This is a genomic window from Hydrococcus rivularis NIES-593, from assembly GCF_001904635.1.
Lineage (GTDB): Bacteria > Cyanobacteriota > Cyanobacteriia > Cyanobacteriales > Microcystaceae > Hydrococcus > Hydrococcus rivularis.
This window is the reverse complement of record NZ_MRCB01000001.1, coordinates 18612-36414: the sequence shown is the minus strand read 5'-3', so window position 1 is coordinate 36414 and position 17803 is coordinate 18612. Positions and strand designations below refer to the sequence as shown.

Below are 17803 nucleotides of genomic sequence, written 5' to 3'. Positions count from 1 at the left end.
GAGAGAAGGCGTTCATTTATTGACTGCTTTATCAAACACAACAACAACTTCGAGGACTTTGAAAAACTTCGTCTAGAACCAAGTTCTTGGGGTTGCTCAGGCAGTTGGGTTCCCGTATATCAAAAGCGTGTTGAGTACTTAGAGTCACTCCTTCCACTTTTCAATAGTGTAGATTTTCTCCAACATAAGCAATACGTAGAGCAAAAAATTCAGTTGATACGGGAAAATATCGAAATAGAAAAGAAACGGGACTTTATGCAGGATTAGGTTACAATCCTATTCTTAGTTATCGAAAATTGTTACCGTAAAAATTAGCTGTAAATTGATATGACCAAGGTTGCAAGCCCCGTTTCTACTGGAGGTGGTGGAAGTGACTACGAAAAGCGTGTTGGTGCTTACTATTTAGCAGCGCTATTACTTGGTTCCGTTCCCCGTGGTTTAGAGGCGGGTATTACACGGGAAGTGCGTTTTCAGCGCCTTTTTGAGGGAGAACCGTTAGACGACCTTGTTATCATTGCAGACCTGACCGTTGGTGAGGTAAAACTTGCGCTCCAAGTCAAGCGCGACCTCACCTTTGGTGAGAAAGACGAGACATTTGATGAGGTGATACTTGCTTGCTGGGAAACATTTAAGTCCCCTAAATTTAACATTGGAATTGACCGTTTTGGTATTGTTATTGCACTTTATTCAAAAAATATAGATGAAAACTACCAAAGTGTTCTCAGCTGGGCGCGTAACAGTGCTAATGCTGGTGATTTTCTAAAAAGAATTGCCCAACAAGGATTATCAAATAAAGAACAGCGTAAGTTTGTTGAATTAATCCGCAAAAAATTGGATAGTTACCAGGGAAGCAATGTTAGTGATGACGAGCTATGGCAATTCCTGCGCTCGATGGTCATTCTGTACTTTGACTTTCAACGCGAGGGGTCGCGTGATTACACTTATACTGTCGAGATAATTAGCCAGTTATTAAGTCCAGATAAAAAAGCTGATTCTCCCCAGCTTTTTGCTCAACTTGTTGAGTATGCAGCAGAAACCAATCGAACTGCTGGCAGTTTTAATACAGAAACACTTAGACAAAGATTACAATTACATTTTGCCCTAGTTCCATCTCCAGACTGCCGTGCTGACCTGCAAAAGTTGCAGCAGGAAGCAGAATTTGTGTTGCAAGACATACGTACTGATATTGGCGGTCTTACCCTCAGCCGAACTAACCTAGTCGCTGCTGCTAGAGAAATGATGCGAGAAACAAGACTGCTGGAATTGGTTGGCTCGCCTGGTGCTGGTAAATCTGCGGTGTTGAAAGCACTGGTTGAAATTCAACAGGGAGAGGGACCCGTAATTTTGTTCGCAGGCGATCGCATGAGCGGTACAGGCTGGAGTAGTTATGCTAACGACCTACAACTGACTCAACCCTTAGCTAAATTACTATTAGCAGCCAGTAGCAGTCCTCAACCCGCAATTTTTATTGACGGTATTGATAAGATTTTTGATTCTGGCAGACGCAAGGTTGTAAATGATTTGCTCCGTAGTCTAGCCAATTTTCCTCTGAGTGAAGATGGCTCTCGACACTGGACAGTTGTTGTTTCAGTGAGAGAGGAAAACCTTCAAGAGGTTCATACTTGGATCGATTTGAGAGTTTTGGGAAAACCAAAAACGCTAGCAATACCAGAACTAACAACCGAAGAACTACAAAGCATTATCGAGCATAGCCCTCGCTTAAAGCCACTTTTATTACTGACTCAACTGGAAGCAGTGATTAAAAATCCATTTATGCTAAGTTTACTGGAAGACCAACGAATGCTCCCAGATTCAGAACCACTACCGCCAATTGCTACAGAGATAGAAGTCAGTGAGGTTTGGTGGGAAAGGGTTGTAGGCGAAGTAGATAAAGATCGTGTTCTTGGTATTGCGAAACGACAAGCACTTTTGAAACTGGGCAGACAAGTTGTTAACTTACCAGGAAATCGCCTTTTGGTTGACGAAATATCTCCTGATGCCCTTATTTCTCTTGAATCTGACCAAATAATTTCGCGAGTCCCGCGTCGGGATGTGTATCGCTTCCGTCATGATTTGCTGGAAGATTGGGTAATTTGTCGGGTTTTAGACCAAAATCGGGAAGAATTGGTTTCATATCTTCAAAAAATTGGTCAGCCAATAGGATTATTTCGGGCTGTTCAACTATTGGGAGCTTCTCTGCTTGAAAAAAATGAAACTGACACCTGGGTGCAGTTAGTCAGAGATGTTGAACAAGCAAATGACCTGTCTCCTAGATGGCGACAGGCTCTACTGACTGCTCCCCTAATTTCGCCTCGTGCGCCCGATTTGCTTGACCAAGCAGAGCCACTGCTTGTATCAGATGATGCTCAACGTTTGACACAATTGCTAGTGGCGCTGCGGACTGTAGAAGTAAATCCTGATTTTTCACTGTTGCCTTTTTTAAAAGAACCGAATAAGCCTCTTAATGAGTTGCTCCCAATTTTAATGCTCAACCCTGTTCCTGTATGGCGGGTTTGGTTACCACTAATGAGGTGGCTTGTTCCACGTTTAAATAATTTACCAAGTTCTATTCGACCAGAAGCAGCCAAACTGATGGAAATATGGCAAACTAAAACACCAGTTGGCTCAGTTTATCGGAGAGAAATTGGAGAACTAGCAGTTGCTTGGATGAAAGAAGTTGAGAGGAATTATAGACGTGACTAGAGATGATTACGAAAAACAATTAAGAAAAATTGTGCTTCATTCAGCCGATATTATTCCGGAGAAAGTAGCGGAATATCTTCAGGAAGTTGCTAAATACGGCTATACAGATACCAAAAAGGAAATCCTCAAAGAATATAAACCCTTAGTCGCTCATATTCCTAAAGTATTTGTTGATTTTGCACTTGATATTTTTATTAAAAAGCCCAGAATGCGAAGACTTCCACCTCCAATTACAAGTGATAATTTTGAGGAAGCAGAAGATTCAAAGTTGAATACAAATTTACATTCTTATCTTTTTCAGGAAATAATTCCTGATGATGATTATGAACCTTTTGATTTCAGTAAATTAGAAATTGAAGACTTCAATGAGTTTTTACCACCTGCTCACGTCCAAGGACCTTTCCTGTATCTGCTCCAAAAAAATGAGGATGAAGGGCTACGATTAGTCCAAACTTTGACAAATTTCGCAGTTGCAAAATGGCGGGAAAGAGAACAAAAACTTCAATACGATGAAAGCGGTATAATTCCTTTACCTGTGATTATTGATTTACCATCAGAGGCACATGAGTTTTGGGGTAATGCAGATATTTACTGCTGGTATAGAGGCACAAGTGTCGGGCCGTATCCAGTTATTTCGGCACTAATGGCTTTGGAAGTATGGATGGAAAGACAAATTGAAGCCGGCAGAAATGTAGAAGAACTTTTCGAGAAGATTTTACTTGGTAGTAACTGCGTAGCTGTCTTGGGTATTTGTCTTGGTATTACTCTGGCTTACCCAGATCAATGTCTGAGAGCAGCAATACCAATTATTAGTTCCCCCTTTGTCTGGGAAATGGACATAAACAGATGGGTTAATGACCATAGTAATCCGTGGAAGATTTTACCAGAATTTGAGCGTCCTTCAGTTAAATGGATTTACGAATTGATTGAGGAACGTAATAAAAGACCGCAGCGAGCTTTAGAAGCTAGGCATCTTGCACAACTTTATATTCTTTCTAACGATGAAAGCTTAAGACTTCCAGTTGAGGAAGCAATCGCCAAATTCACACAAAATCTTCCTTTCTTTTACCAGGATGAAACAGAAAATGCAGAAGCTATTGCCATTATTAGAGAGCGGATGGAGAATTATCAGGCTTACGGTAATCGGGCAAATTACAGGATAAAAGACATAGGAGATAAACAGATGATATGGGTTGAGCCTCCTGAAGATATCAGAAAGCGTAATGAAGTTGAGCTTAACCCTATCTCCAAGTTACAAAGCTGGCTCGGTTTATGTATGTGGGCGCAAAAAACAATTGAGCAAGGAACAGCCGCAGATGACATAACGATTGAGCAAGCAGTAGCATCTGTCAAAGAACTTCAACAAGCTGGAGATTTCTCCCTACCATATGAAAATACTGAGCAAATTAGTAGACGTTTAGAAGCAATAGCTAGTGTTGCAGCAGCTATTTTAATTGCCGATTTTGAATGGGCACAAACACAAAATTTAGTTACTTGGAGCCGTGACATTTTAATTGCTGCGGCTCGTATGCCTGATGCCAATCAAGCACATATCATCTCTTTTCATCCAAAAGTATCAGCAGGGCGAGGACTTGGAATGCTCATTGCTCATAATGCGGCGGATCTAGAAGTGAGACAACAAGTCCTTATGTTGCTTGGAGAAGAACAGGAAGAAGTAGTTAAAGCGATCTTTTGCAGTCTTTATCAAGTATGGGAAGTTGATGAAATTCTTTGCTGGAATGCTTTGAGCCTCATTCTATCATTGTGCTTGATACCAGCAAACATTGCCTTTGGAAGACATGTGGGTAATTTTGATACGAATTTTGATGAAAAAGAAAAATGGCAAAAAACTCTCATAGCAAACCATTTAGACAATTTAAACCAAAATCAATTTCCAGTAATTCCAAAAGTACCTTCAGTCAAAGAGATAATATTTTCTCAGAAACTAGCTACCATTTTTTTATACGCTCTCCCTATTCATGAATTATTTAAAAACCCTAGAACTAAACAAATAATTCTTCAACTCACTGATGATTTGATTGCGTGGACAGTTGAGGCTAACACACTTGAAGACGAAAATCGTAGATATCATGACCGACCTCCTTTTGAGTGGAATTATTCCTTCTTCAGATGGGCATCATACCTAATGCGCTCGCTTAGTTATGAAGAAGCACGTCAACATATCCTTAACCCCGTCCGAAATTGTTGGTCAAAAGCACCACGTATAACAACCGACCTTTTAGATGGTTATATTGAATACCATATTGCATATTTAGAACCGCTAACTACTGAAGCAATATTAGGATGGAGAGAAATATGTAACTGGGTACTTGATAGTTCAGAGATAGCGAGGTGGGCTAATAATGCTTATCTAAGCAACGATATGTCCGATACTGTTTCACGCATCCTCTTTGTTCAACTTGGCAAGTGTTGGTTCAAAGAAGAATGGTCTCATGCGGCTTTATTCTCCGACATTATAGAAAAGTGGGTCAAAGTTATTGGACATAACCCCCAGGCTTTCAGCTACCTGATAACAATGTTGAGCAGTTCGGGATGGCAATTTGCACCAGAACCTACATTGCAATGGCTAACTCAATGCGTAAACGCAAGTACTCATCCACTTTGGCAAGAACGAGATAACAGTGAGAGAACAGCCGAATTGTTGCAACGGATATGGAATAATTTTGAAAAACAAATTAGGGATCGCACAGCTACTTTGCAACGGTACTCTGACCTAGTATATCGGCTAGTAGATGCAGGTGTACCCTTAGCAGGTTTGCTGCGACAAAAATTAGAGCAACGATCAAAGTAGGCTGAATAAAAACGATTACGGATTAACCCAGAGACTTGTTTGGCGGCGATCAAGAGATAGTAGGCAAATGTTCAAAATGCCTAAACACGTAGTAGCTTGGCGCAGACATTGCTCATGTCAAGCAGTGCAGAAGGAGTGGTGCGATAATTTCACCGGATTGTTTGTTGAATCAATAGCAGTCGCAGTGGGGCTAAGGGTAAAAACGAGGTGACAACCCAAGTGAGCGCTTAGTTTAAGTGGGCGCGGAAGCAGAACCTTGCGATCGCTATAACCAAGCATTTAATCAATTACGGCTAGAAAAGAAAGGAGATGCCAATAGTTTAAAGATAACGAGCGAGCAATTCCTGAGCAACTTGCTTGTGTTTTTCTACCAATTCCTTTGGTGTAAGGAATTGAGCGCTACCCATAAAGCGATAAACCCAACGGCTAAATTCCGCCAGCGATCGCGGTGGAAGTTTGAGACTGTAATCAAGATAGCTTGGTTTTCCATCTGGAGTTTTGGCTCCAAAAGAAATTTTCTGGCTTTTATGGCGTTTTTCGCCTTCTTGGATAAACACCATAACATCAGGGAAGAAGCGCACGGTTACGTTAATAAAATCTAATTTGCCCTGTCGCTCTAAACTTTGTTCTTCTTGTTTACCTAAATATAATCCCCAGCCATTCTCCAGTAGTTCATGTGCGACTTGGAGGCTTTGCCATTGTTCTGTTAAATCCCGTTCTTTAGAGCCAAGCAACTTAAAGTGTTCGGTAAACCTATCTAACCTTGAGGTAGCTAAATGTCCACTCTGACAATCTTCATGCAATAGATACCAAGCTACATCTGAGTAGATAAGTTGTAAAGGATAGATATTTAAAAACTCAGTAATACCTTGTTGATAAGCATTGCGACTGCGATAAATTTCTATTGCCTGACCCCGAATAATAGAACTTTCTAGCTGTTCTATTTTTTCAAAAAGGGTGCCACGATACTTGCTATCAGCCATCATTTCTTCTGGGTCGGTGTAAATAATAGCTCGATTGATTTGCGCTCGCACTGGATAAACAATTTCATCCGCTAAGTTCAGCCCCCGCAATCTTCGCATCAATATCTGGTAAATCTTACTCACTTGCGGATCTTGTTGATACTTTGCTTGCGAACTCAAGGCATTGAACGCAACCTGTAGTTCCATCAAACTCATTGCACCAGTTCCCAGGTAATAACCCCAACGATATATGCGGCTGTCTAGGATGTTGTAGCGACGCAATGTCCGCAAATCTTTTCGCAGCGTGTGTAGCGAATAAGTCGGTAAATCAATACCGCAATCACGAGCAACTTCTTGCAAGCGCAGTAATACCTCAGCAAGTGCATCGTGAGAATCTCCAGATTTTGGTTCAATTGAATTATTTAAATCACTACTACCTACTCCGGGATAACGCACAAAAGTTGCAATTAGTAGCATCAACCGTTCAAAGGCCTGGAGGTCAGTGTATGGATGAGTAACAGGCTTCTTGGGCATTTTAATTTGTCAAGTAAAAGAAAATATTCAAGCACTACTGAGATTAATCTCTCAAAGCCTTACAGGTATTGTTGTTTAGAGTAATTTTAACTAATTAAATCAATACTCGCATTTATTGGAATCTCTGAAATGTCTTTTGCTACTATGCACTTTAGATACGATAAGTCAAACAACTCAAGTTACCTTATCCAAATGAAAACAGCACTAGATCGAATCTCTAAAATGCTTTTAAGTACAAATTTGAATTATTTAGTAAAAATAGTTACTCAAAAATATTTTTAGGGAACATTAACTATAGAGATATTTTTTTGTCAAGGCAGCAAACGAACTTTGTTAGTTGTCTAGTTAGTCAAATTTAAGTATCTAACTCAATAATTTTGCCAGGTTAGTTATCTACCAAACAATGACTACTTTTAATTTCTCTCAACCAAGACATACTCTACAGCTTTGGCAGAAAATTTCATCATATTGGTCTCATTCCAATCGTCCCAAAGGGCAGCGATTTTTAGGTAGCGTTCAGATTAGCCAAAAAGCCACCGAGGAAGTTTTAGATATTGTAGGCTACAACTTGAGAAATCTAGATACAGTTACTCATCATAAGTTGCATAAAAGATTTAATGAACCTGAACAAAATTGGCTAAAAATTATAACTTTTGCTCTATCAGAGTATGCCTACTATTATTCAAGTGTTGAAGAAAAATTTTGGTATGGTTTTTGTCAAAAATTAAATATTTTATGTAATCAAAGCCTAGAAAATACACTACGTCAGCTTGTAGGTGAAGGATTTGACCTACTGGGTATTGTCCAAGCTAAAGGAGGATATCGTTACGTATCAACCTTATGGTTACAGAGTGGTATCCCTCAGCAAAATCTCACTCATTTTTCTCAGTTAGTTCAGGAATTCTCACATGAGTATGGATGGTGGGAAATTGCTCATAGTTCATGTGAAGATATTTCCGAAGAACTATTATATTTTTGTCAGGAAAAGCATCCTCAATGGGGTACTCTGATTAATTTTCTCAAAGCTAGTTGCCCACAGAAGGAAGACGAGGAATTTGAGCCAATTGCAGGGAAGCTACTTCAAGGTATTGCTATTGTTGCTGTTGAACTTGAACGTCAAGGAACATTACCTGAAGCACTGCAAGATCACAATGAGCGCGAAAAACTTTTGGGAAGCTATTACTTACCAAATAATTTTTTCTTGAGGGATTGGAACAGTCTGATTCAAGTTTTAACTCCTAAACAACGTCGTTTTGGTAATAGCCGTAAAATAATTAGCCGTCGCCAAAAGCCTTTATCTTTAGTTTTAGATACTGCTGACTCCTTAAATATACAACTAGTGCTGCCAGAGCAAAACCTTTGGAAGAAAGGGTGGGATAACTTGGGTGGAACTTTCTGCCAGATTCCAGAAGCGACTTGGGAAGGTACTATACCCTCAAAACCAGGACTAATTATTCCCGAACAAGTTGTAGACATCAGGAATGTGGCTGAACTATGGAAGTGGCAACTGTTAGATCACCGTAGCAAAAGCCTAACTGAATGGAGACTTGAGGGAGTAGCCAGCAATTTTCCCTGTTTAATATTTGATGCTTGGACAGGCGATCGCATAAATTTAGACTCTGCTAATCCTAGCATTAGGGGAACCAAAGAGATTATTTTATTTGCCCCTAAAGGTGTCAGTCTAGACTTTGGTAATGGTATTGAAATCCTAGATAGTTGTGTACCATCTAGTATCAGAGGCTGGCAGGGTCAACAGCTTACACTTACAACGAAAGAATCATCAATTGTCTTCATAGTAATTTCTTATGAAGATATTACTACATTTCGAGCGATTAGCTGGAAACCTTCTTCTGACGAACAGCCAAGCTTAAGAGGACTGAAGCTGAAGGGTAAAAAATCTGTTTATCTGGAAATTCCCACTTTTTGGTATCCACCCATTGAAGGAGAAATATCCTTAAATATTTCTATCGAAAATATCACCCATCAAAAAACACTTATTACTACAACTGAAATAGTACAGCCAAGCGATAGATGGCAGGCAATTCCTCTTGATAAATGGATTACTGTACCAGGTAAATATGAAGCCCGCTTTTGGAATCAATCTCATCGATGGTCATATAAATTTGAAATTCAATCAAACTATCAAATAACTGGCAAACCAGAGATTAAGAATTTAAAGATTAGTTTGGTAAATCAATCTCCAATAGCTCAATTACCAATTTTATGTGATTCTGCTGATAAGTTCTGGGCAAAAGAAATTCAACTAGAAGGGCTTTTACCTCTAGAAACTATCAGTTTATATTTATACGATAAACAGGAAACTATATTTTCTCAATGTCAAGCAGATTCACTAGGTTTTTTATGCATAAACCTAGCATCTTTCTATAATTTATTATCTCCTAGCTCTAATTGGTATGCTTTAGATTTCCAGAGGTTAGGTGAGGACGCGCAACGTTTAATAAAAACGGAAATTTCTCCCCTTGTAATTAGCTGTACTTGGGCGCATCAAGCAATTCACCTATCTGGTTTATTATCTGACGAAGTTTATTCCCTATCATGCTGGAATTTACTTTTACCTGAAAAAAACCCAGTAGAAATTACAATTTCACCAGTTTCGTTAAATGAAGATAAAATTACTGTTCTATTAGCATTGCCACCTGGAATTTATCACATTCAGCTAATAGGTTCACGTAAACTACGACACAACCTTGGTTGGTGGTGTGGTAGTAATCAAAATGATTTACCTGATGAAACTTTAGAAAATGAAGATTTGGCAGATTACTGCTACACCATTCTGGATAATGAATCTGTTAGTGATTTTGTGAAATCTGCCAAATATGATTATGACCCCTATTTATTGCAAACAGCTATCGATAGCCTAAAAAATTTACCATTTTATCTTCCAGAATGGTTACAGATTAATTCTCTTAGAGAGAAACTCCAAGCTCTTGTTGAAAATCTAAAAATCGAGTTAAAAAGTCAGGCAAGTACGCAAGAAGTAACAATATCAAAAGTAGCGAATACTGGCAATGTAGCAGCAACTCAAGAAAATTGGTTATTAATCAGGTTAAGAAATCCTAAAAAACGTAATTTTGTTTATAAACAAGTAGAAATAATGATTGCCAAGAATCATCAACTAAAAGCAAATTTAAGTATTCATATTCCTCAACTATTTATTTTCAGCGACATTTTGTTACTGGAATATAAAAATATAAAAGATATTAAGATTTATCTACCTCAAGAATATATTAAAGAAATGGAATATGTAACCTACAATGATGCTCAAAAAATCTTAAACAATTAAAATTATGTTAAATGAAAAAATTACTCGACTACTCAGTAATCACCGTCATTCCGATAATCGAACAATCCCACAGCCTTTAACAAAGTATCAGATTATTTCGCTGTTAATTTCAAGTCTTTCTCCTAACGAATCTCAAGAAAACCTAACAGATACAATTCAAGATACCCTAAATGAATTGCAAGCAGAAGGGGAAGTGCTAGCAGGAAGACGCAACCATTACTGTATGGCTCCTCCGATGGTTTTGGCTCAAAATAAAGAAGATTTGAGAAATTTGTTATTTCGGGGCGATCGCGCTTATTTGGCTCTGGCTCATCAAGTCCTAGAAAGTCAAAAAAATCCTCAAAATCCTTTACTATTGCGCCCTAAAAGTAACCAATTTCACAGAATTAAAGACCGCCTAAGTCAAGTTGGTATTCGGTTGCTGACTATTTCAGATAGTATTGAAAATTTACCAATACCAAGAAGACCCTTGAAATCGGAGTTGCGCTCAACTTGGACGGAAGACCCTTTTTCTATTAAAAATTGGCAAAATGAAGGCTACATTCAGCGATACGTACCCTGTAATGAAGCGCAGAAAGAACGTTGGCGCAATCCGAGCCGCGAGAGCATCAAAAACGAAGATATATTGCGCTTGCCCACAGGTGAATATCTCTGGTTTGAAGACCAAAATTTTTATGAATTAGAGCCAGATTTAGCTATTTTAGCTATGTTTTACCAGGAGAAACAAATGGGATGTCCTTTAAAAATTATTTGGGATGAACCTCCAGGAAAGTTAAATTTGCAAGGGGTCTATCTTCCCAGTACCTATGCACGGTGGTTATGGCATATTTCTGAGCCTGGAGAAGAATACAGAACTCGAAATTTTCAATCAAGAAACTGGCCACTTGTCAAAGAAGCATTTAAACGTTTAGGAGTTAAATTAGTATGACTAAATATCTAGATCCAATCGCAGCAGTTGAACAACCCCGTGCAGACTTTATTCGCTATTTACTTACAGCTTACCCCCTACGTGACCCCCATCTCCGCTACGGTTTTAAGCAATTATTAGAGCAACCTGGAAACCTTTGGCAACATCCTTACCTCGAAGGTTCCCAGCCATATAAATCAAGTCTTAGTATTAATGAGTTGGTCGAACAAGGGGTTTTACACCCTGATATGGCAACACTATTTATACCTAGTAGTCGTCGGTTGTACGAACATCAAGAAAAAGCGATCCGCGCAGTTGTGGAACAACAGCAAAATATAGTCGTTGCAACTGGTACAGGTTCGGGAAAAACTGAGTGTTTTCTGACACCCATGCTCGATATGCTGCTAAAAGAAGGAAATAATTTATCGCTTGCTGGAGTCCGGGTACTAATTTTATACCCGATGAACGCTCTGGTAAATGACCAAGTTAAACGTCTGCGGCAATTATTATGTCGCCAAAAGACGACAACCAAAATTAAATTCGGATTCTACACCAGTCGCACCGAAAAAGACAGAGGTAAAGCAATAGAGTCATTAAGAGAAGAATTCGCGGCTTACGATCCAGAGGAACTGCGGCAATTATTTACCTCGGCTGAAATAGAATCTATAAAACATGAGGAATTAATTGATAAAGCTATTGAGAAAACTAGCAGAGTACAATTACTCTCAAGAGAAGAAATGTGGGAAGCACCACCCCATATTTTAATCACCAACTACTCCATGCTGGAGCATATGTTAATTCGACCCAAGGAGCGAGAAAAAATTTTTGAGGCTTCAGTAAATACTTTCAAAATGTTAGTAGTAGATGAAGCTCACACCTATGATGGTGCTAAGGGTAGCGAAGTTTCTATGCTGTTGGAGCGTTTTAAAGCTTCTATAGGTGTGGAAGAAAAAGGTAAAATTCGCTGTATTGCTACCAGTGCTAGCTTAGGAAATGCTTTGGTTGATGATAAAGTTCTTGCATTTGCAAGAGAGTTTTTTGGTGAAACTTTTAGTCAAGTAATTCGCGGTCAGCGTCTCAATGCCAAAGACCGATTAGGCAACCCTTATACCCTACCTGCTGCACTTACTAATGAAGAAATTCTACAATATTTAAGTATTATCGAATTACCACAACCAGGTTCTCCTATTAGTTCTTGGTTTGACCCACTGAGTGCTATCGTCCCCGAACAACAACTAAAAATAGCTGAATCGCAAGCTGATAATGATATTCACAAATTCCTCTGGTTTGCTCTCAAGGGACACCCCTTAATACATCGACTGATTAATATACTTTGCCGCGAACCTAAACCTTGGGAAGAAATAGTTCGCTCTCCAGAATTATGGGGTGTCAATCTGCCAATTAAATTAGATGGTAGCGTTGATGATACAGATGCAGAAGTTGCTCTAGCTCATTTGCTGCAAATAGGCACTCTCGCTCGTGCAAATCCAGATGATTTACCTTTACTTCCTGTGAGATTGCATCTTTTATTTCGTAGTTTAGAGGGACTTTATGCCTGTATTAATCCCAAATGTTCGGGAGCAGCGCACGACCCACTTTATTCAGAGCGTGAAGCACGGTACGGGCAACTTTATTTGAATGAGAAAAAAACTTGTGAATGCTGTAACTCTCCTGTATTAGAATTGGGTAGTTGTTCTCAATGCGGTCAGAGTTATGTATTTACTCAACGCCAAGATTCGGGAGAACTAGAATCTCTACCCAGATCAATTCAAGGATTAAAGGATAATACCAAGATTTACACTTTGACTTCTGGTAATTTAGATAGTGTAACAGAAGAAGAGGAAATGGGTGAAGATGAAGAGGAACAAGAATCAACAATCATAAAAAGTTTTAAATTTGAATTTCAAAAACATGGCTGGATTGGTAAAGTTTCAGATGAAACGTTTACAAACAAAGTAACAGCACAGAATGAACTTACTTTAGCATGGCATCGCCAAAAAAATGATAAAGATGAAGGTGGTTGTTATTTAAACAGATGTGCTGCTTGTGGTGCTGGAACTGGACGCACTACTTTAGCAATCAATCGATTTGTGACTTATACAGATGGCCCATTAGAGGCGATGCTGGATAGTCTCTTTGAACTATTACCCGAAACAGAAAAGACTGATAAAAACTCTTCAAAGCGGAAATTACTTACCTTTTCCGATGGTCGTCAAGATGCAGCATTTTTCGCTTCAGACTATCAACGTACCCATACCGAAATGCTGTACCGCCAGATGCTTTGGCAAGCATTTCATCAGGTAAAAAACGCTGAAGGTATTACATCTGTTAATCAAGTAATTAACCAACTGAAAGCAAGATTTTTAGAATTTTATATTCCTCATCCTGACCGAAAATCTGATGCAAATTATAAAAGTTACCGCCCTAACGATCCAGAGGAAGAACCTAAAGATAGAAAAAATAAAATAGATGCAGAAGATTTAGCTCAAAAACGAGCTAAGGAAATATTACTTAGAGAATTTGCTCTCGTTTTGAACCGTCGTTCAACTTTAGAAGCGTTTGCATTACTAGCTTGCCATATTGATTTAGATGAACGATTGATTGAATTGGTTGCGGGTCATTTTGAAATCACAAACGATGAAGCAAGGATTTTTTTAACAGTCCTTACAGATATTATTCGTCGTGCAGGAATTGTCAGCATTGAAAATTCATCTTATTATTTCCCAGAAACTGGAGGGGATAGCCGTCGTCCCGAAATGGTAGATGCTCAGGGGAAATCCAAAAACTATTTATTTTTGAAGGATAAATTAGACGATGAAATCAAGAAATTTAAAGACTCGATTTCATTTATGCCCTGGAAAAATGGGAGATTAAGAAAGCCATTCAATCGACTAGGTTGGTATTTATCACAAATATTTGGTGAAGAAAATATTCCCAGCAAAGAGGATTTTTTATGGCTCTCCCGTCAGCTTCAAGATTTTGGCTTACTTGTTCCAGCTAAAAAGGAATATCAACTTAACTGGGGACAGTTAAATATTATTCAAACACAGGAAGATTGGTATCAGTGCAATTGCTGCCAGCAGGTTTTTCATGTTCCAGGTTTATCAAAAATCACGAAGGCGACACTTAACGTCCAAAAATGTTCAGCTTATAAGTGTAAAGGTACTCTTGAACCTTACACACCAGAAAAAATTGAACAAACTGCTGCCGAACATTACCAGCAATATTTAATTAAAAAACGATCACCTTTACCACTGCGATCGCAAGAACATACAGCACAGCTAGGTGTTGCAGAACTAGAAAAACGCGAAAATCGTTTTCGCCAAGGTCGCATTAATATGCTCAGTTGTTCGACAACCTTAGAAATGGGTGTAGATATTGGTGAGTTGCAAGCGGTGGTTCTTCGCAATTTCCCTCCTCATGTTAGCAACTACCAACAACGAGCCGGACGCGCTGGACGACGCACAGATGGTGTAGCTATTACTTTAATGTATGGGCAACGTCGTCCCCACGACCGCTTTTATTTTGAGCAACCAAAAGAGTTAATTGCTGGTAGCAATCAAATCCCCAAGCTTGATTCTGGTAACTTCCAAATACAGCAGCGTCACATTCATGCTGAGTTACTAGCTGCATTTTTACGAAAAAACTGGAATCTCAGTGCAGAAGAAATAAAAATTGCAGAGTTTTTGGATTTACCACTAGAAAATCCTGTTTCCTTTGAAAATTTTACTCCTCCTGCTGAAGCCAAGATTTGTAAGTTACAACAATGGTTAAATAGCAATGAAGCAGCAGACCTAGCCACGCAGTGGCTAACTCGGTTAGGTAGCTCTGAAAGTCAAGCAGCTATAGTGCTGAGAGGCTTTAAAGATGGGATTGAAGATTTTCAACAGCAGCAACTTCAAGATTGGAATAGTTTAGCGGAAGATATGCTTGAACTACGAAACCGCATGATCAACCCATCTGAAACAAAAAATTTAGAGAAAATAGCTAGACTTATTGCTGGGACAAAGCGCGAACTTGATAAAGTTGGCTCTCGTCGCTTACATGACGAACTAGCCCAAGCCAGTATCCTACCAATTTATGGTTTTCCTATTGACGTAGTTCGTCTTTTGACTGGAGAAAGCAATGAGTATAATTCAGCACAAGGTAAACATCGACTAGAACGCGATCGCCGACTTGCTCTTGGTGAATATGCTCCAGACCAAGAAATAATAGTAGATGACCGAATGTACAAAAGTGTTGGCATTCTCAAACCAACAGAATTAGAACAAAAGTTCTATTGGGTTTGCCAAAATTGCAATCATTTTTTAGATGCTAATACGGGAGATGAACCAGTAGAATCTTGTCCCGTTTGCGGTGATGAGCCATCCTCACCTGCGGCTAAAAAAATGAAACTTTACAAAGTTCCCAAAGCATTTACAACTGATTGGGAAAAACTTCCAGAAGTCACCCCATACATTAAACCGCAGCGTCAACCAGTATCTCAGATTTTTTTAATAAATGATGGAGATTTATCAGAAACCTTACCTCCACAATTGGGTTTGTATACTCTTACTGTTAGCAAAGGTGGAAATTTCTTTTTAGCTAATCAAGGTTCCTATGGTAAAGACAAAGGGTTTGATAGAAAAGGATTTGCAATTTGTAGTACCTGTGGACGCGATTTGAGCGATTTATTACCCAAAGGAGAAACGAAAAAAAGCCGAGGTAAAAAAGGAGCCAATAAAAACTCTGCAACTAGTCAACAATCATCGCAAATTCCTCATACTCATCCCAGAACTGGAAAACCATGTTCTGGCCGCTATACATTGATGCATTTGGGACATGAATTTTGTAGCGATTTGCTAAAAATTGTTTTTGATTCCAAAACCGAACCTACACCCCTGTTCGGCGAAGATGGAGAACGCGAAGATGATGGCGAAATTTTTACCAATACAAAAAATCGCAACCGAGGTTTAGAATTTTGGCGTTCTCTCACCTATGCATTGTTAGCAGCAGCAGCCCAAGTAATTGACGTACCGCGTACAGAATTAGATGGGCTGTTTACGCCTCGTTCGGACAAACGCGCTAACATTATTATTTATGACAATGTGCCTGGAGGGGCAGGATACAGCCGTCGCATTGCCGAACGCTTTGATGAAGTTTTAAAGACAGCATTAAAAATAGTTTCATCATGCAACTGTGCAACTAGTTGTTATGACTGTTTACAAACTTACTCTAACCAGCCATTTCACAACCAGTTTAACCGTCATTTAGTGGCAGATTTTCTGAGACCGATAGTTGAGCAGGTCAGTCCGGATGAAGAATTACAAAAATTTGCTCCCAACTCCAACAGAATAAGTTTGTCTCTCATAGCAGATAACTTACCAGCAATTTGCCGAGCAGCAGCACCAGATACTTTAATTTATTTACCCAAACTCACCGATGAGTTTGGTTTAAACAAAGGTTCAAACTTGTCTTGGTTAAATCTGCTTACAGATGCAGTTTACTCTATGAGAGCGATTAATAAACCACTTGAATTAATAGTAAACTATCTGCCAGACCCCAATGGACTTTCAGATGTTTCTTTAGACCAACGAAATCACCTTAAGGTATGGCGAAAACGCTTACAACAGTTGATAGACCAAGGTTTAGTAAAACTTTACCAGACTTGTGCTGAACATTTTCCTGAAAATTTACATAGAGATGTCCCAATTCTCTGTTTCAATAGCAACCAAAGTAACCGTATTGTTCTGTCATTAAAGCAATTCTCAAACAATGAACCACCAACATGGTTTCAAACCCGAAGCCCAGAAGGTGTTAAAACAGTTGTTAGTCGGTTAGAAACATTACGCCAACAAGCAAGACTTGTCCCAGCATCTGAGTTAGAAGACCTAAACACTACCGTAATCTTCTTAAACCCCTCTGAGCAGGAATGGCGCGGCGACTTCAGCATATCAGAACTTAGAAATAAACTGAGATTAGAGACTGCTTTATCTGGAAGCAAGGTGACGAAGATTATCTACCGCGATCGCTATCTGAGGGAACAAGGGGCTTCCATTTTAGTTGAATTATTAAAATGGGGTGGATTTGATACTCAATCTCATGTCGAAATTCTCACAACTGAAGATAAGGATGCTAAGAACGCTTTAACCATAGAGAAAGAGCTTAAAAAAGTATTTGTTCAACTCCAACCGAATGAAAATAATTTGTTGGTTCGAGTTAAACGCTCAGTTGATTTCAAACAATGGAGTCACCTTATTCCTCACGGTCGCGTTCTGGAAATCTACCGACAAGACGGATTGCATTATCAAGTGATTTTTGACATCGGGATGACCTTTTTAGCAAGAGAACAAGGAAAATATCGTGTTAGATTTACCACTTATGTAGTAGTTGAGAAAACCATTTAAGATTTGAGGATGGCGAAGAATTGGCGTTGCACAATAGGGGATTTCCAAAGAAAAAAATATCCCATCGCTCTGAAGGCAAGGGAGCAGGGGGAGGGAAAGTTGTAGTGAAGTCCAGAAATTGGATAATTTATTTTTTGGAGTTCCCTAGAGGGCTGTTTAAAACTTTGTATTATTCGTCAAATTCACTCCTCAATC

At 39.1% G+C, this 17803-nt stretch carries 6 protein-coding genes; 5 read left to right on the top strand and 1 reads right to left on the bottom strand.

What is annotated here, in order from left to right; all coding sequences use genetic code 11:
* The first annotated feature begins 327 nt into the window (after positions 1-327).
* Both NIES593_RS00125 and NIES593_RS00120 read left to right on the top strand, forming a co-directional pair.
* Positions 328-2703 carry an ATP-binding protein gene (locus NIES593_RS00125; RefSeq protein ID WP_073597665.1) on the top strand — a complete coding sequence of 792 codons (2376 nt, stop codon included), beginning with the start codon at positions 328-330 and terminating at the stop codon, positions 2701-2703.
* Positions 2696-5515, top strand: a complete 2820-nt coding sequence (locus NIES593_RS00120; protein ID WP_073597664.1) for a hypothetical protein — start codon at positions 2696-2698, stop codon at positions 5513-5515. The genes NIES593_RS00125 and NIES593_RS00120 overlap by 8 nt, the downstream gene beginning before the upstream one ends.
* A 320-nt stretch (positions 5516-5835) precedes the next feature.
* On the opposite strand, the gene NIES593_RS00115 is transcribed toward NIES593_RS00120, so the two are convergent.
* Positions 5836-7011, bottom strand: coding sequence for a helix-turn-helix transcriptional regulator (locus tag NIES593_RS00115; protein ID WP_073597663.1), 1176 nt, complete (start codon positions 7009-7011; stop codon positions 5836-5838).
* 403 nt (positions 7012-7414) lie between these two features.
* Between NIES593_RS00115 and NIES593_RS00110 the strand changes: the two genes are divergently transcribed.
* The 3 genes from NIES593_RS00110 to NIES593_RS00100 are packed head-to-tail and all read left to right on the top strand — an operon-like array spanning position 7415 to position 17608.
* Entirely contained in the window at positions 7415-10315 is a 2901-nt protein-coding gene (locus tag NIES593_RS00110) for a hypothetical protein (RefSeq protein WP_073597662.1), read from the top strand.
* Positions 10316-10319: 4 nt separating this feature from the next.
* The gene (locus NIES593_RS00105; protein ID WP_073597661.1) at positions 10320-11243 is read left to right on the top strand and encodes a hypothetical protein; all 924 of its coding nucleotides are present in this window, start codon (positions 10320-10322) and stop codon (positions 11241-11243) included.
* On the top strand, positions 11240-17608 hold the full coding sequence (locus NIES593_RS00100; RefSeq protein ID WP_073597660.1) for a DEAD/DEAH box helicase: 6369 nt from the start codon (positions 11240-11242) through the stop codon (positions 17606-17608). The genes NIES593_RS00105 and NIES593_RS00100 overlap by 4 nt, the downstream gene beginning before the upstream one ends.
* Positions 17609-17803 lie beyond the last annotated feature (195 nt).